This window comes from Nostoc sp. UHCC 0251, assembly GCF_034932245.1.
Lineage (GTDB): Bacteria > Cyanobacteriota > Cyanobacteriia > Cyanobacteriales > Nostocaceae > Nostoc.
Genome location: NZ_JAYGHD010000264.1, coordinates 1 through 1,678 on the forward strand (window position 1 = coordinate 1; position 1,678 = coordinate 1,678).

A 1,678-nucleotide genomic window follows, 5' to 3' on the forward strand; every position below is an offset into this window, starting at 1 on the left:
AAGGCATTATGTTGGCTTGAAGGTTTTCCCGTGCAGTCAATCCGTCTGTATTTTCCTAGCGTGGCAAAACTTACTAGAGAAGACGACTCTCTAAATTAGCCAAGTAACCCTTGGGGTCTCTGCGAAATCGATATTGTTCAATTCTGGCTTTATGGTGTTTTTGCAATTGAGAGCGTAATTCGAGCCAAGTAACGATATCAACTTGTGCTAAATCAGATGCGGTAAAGGAATGAAGCTTAGTAGCGATCGCACAGGCAAGTTTGACAGAACCACGAATAACAAGGGATGAGGGGGCAACCTTACGACCAGTACAACGACGTTGATGATGACGTAACATACCAAAAGCATGTTCTAAGTCATTATTAGTTCTGGGGAAATCTTGAATTTCGTAACAATGAAAAAGTCCAGACCAGTAGTTATGGGTGGTTTTTATAAAGTTATCGATTGCGGTATTGAGTGTACCAGCTTTCTGCTTTTGTTGGGACATTTCTGTTAACAGTTGCTGATAACTTTCTTTGACTCCAGCAGCATCAAGACCTATTTTATTATTGAGAATATCACTAGCCTTATCAACCCATTTATATGCAACTATAACAGGTGAAAATAAAGATGCAGTCGCAGATAAACCCTTAGCTATCAGGTGTTTCAGGTTAACTAAAGGTGGTGGTAAAGCACTTTTTTTTCCATCCGCTCTAAGCTTTGCTCTATCAACGTCAAATTTTCTTGTAACTTTAATCCAGATGCCTCTAACGGTGGATGACCATCATTGGTTATAGAACTACGTACTGCCGAGCAATAATCTTCAATAATGTTTGCCAAATCCTCATCTTCATTGGTAACACTACGTTCAATGTCTCGTAATCCTCTAACTTTTTTTTTCAATTCCTTTTTTGCATGTCGATCCGCCTCATATATGGGTTTAATTGCTTCTTTCAGGTAATGGTAATGACATAAACCATGAGCAATACTAGGTAATGCTACTTTTACAGCTTTGCGAATTGATTGTTGTCCATCACTAACAACTCCATCAATTGGTACATTTAGGGTGTTAGTTACTTCTAATAATAACGCCACTAAATCTTCATTTCTTGATGATAATAAGGTTTTAGCTAGTAATATTTCTCCTGATATACAATCTCGAATGACCCATAATACCTCATGCCCAATTTCTGGCTGCATCCCATCGATGGCTAATATCGCCCGTCCTTGCTTTTTAACTATTGCTTTTAACCTTTTATGGTCTTTTAGCCATAAAGAAAGTAACTCGTCATATCTGTCAATTAGGTGCGTGACCGTTCGTTGACTGATACATATACCCTTTAATTCAAGGTGAGTGTGTATTTGAGGAACACTTCTATGTTCCTGGTAGCGCAATGCTCCTATATAAGCAATCACATCCAAACCAAATTCGTTCTGTGGTAGAGCGAGTGACCCTTCTTGCTCTGGTCGATATGCTTTTTTATACCGCAGACATGACTTATTTTGACATCGACGAATTTTTAGCTGTAGTTCTACTACCCCATTCAACGTTCTTATATGTCGAGGATTATTGTATTCATTCCACATTGCTTCCCCGCACTCCGGGCATCTTTTTTGAACACAATCGAGTACTTCAAACGATGTGGGAGCAACGCGATTTGGTGAGATCGGGCAAAAAAGCTGCGATCGCTAAAAACTA

The 1,678-nt window shown here is 39.2% G+C and carries 1 protein-coding gene; it reads right to left on the reverse strand.

Translation table 11 applies throughout. The annotated features are described in order from the left end of the window. Positions 1 to 73 precede the first annotated feature (73 nt). Positions 74 to 1,566, reverse strand: a protein-coding gene (locus VB740_RS18095; RefSeq protein ID WP_323201339.1) for an ISNCY family transposase whose coding sequence is annotated in 2 segments (ribosomal slippage) — positions 74 to 675 and positions 675 to 1,566 — 1,494 coding nt in all. Because the reading frame shifts where the segments join, the coding sequence is not laid out codon by codon here. Positions 1,567 to 1,678 lie beyond the last annotated feature (112 nt).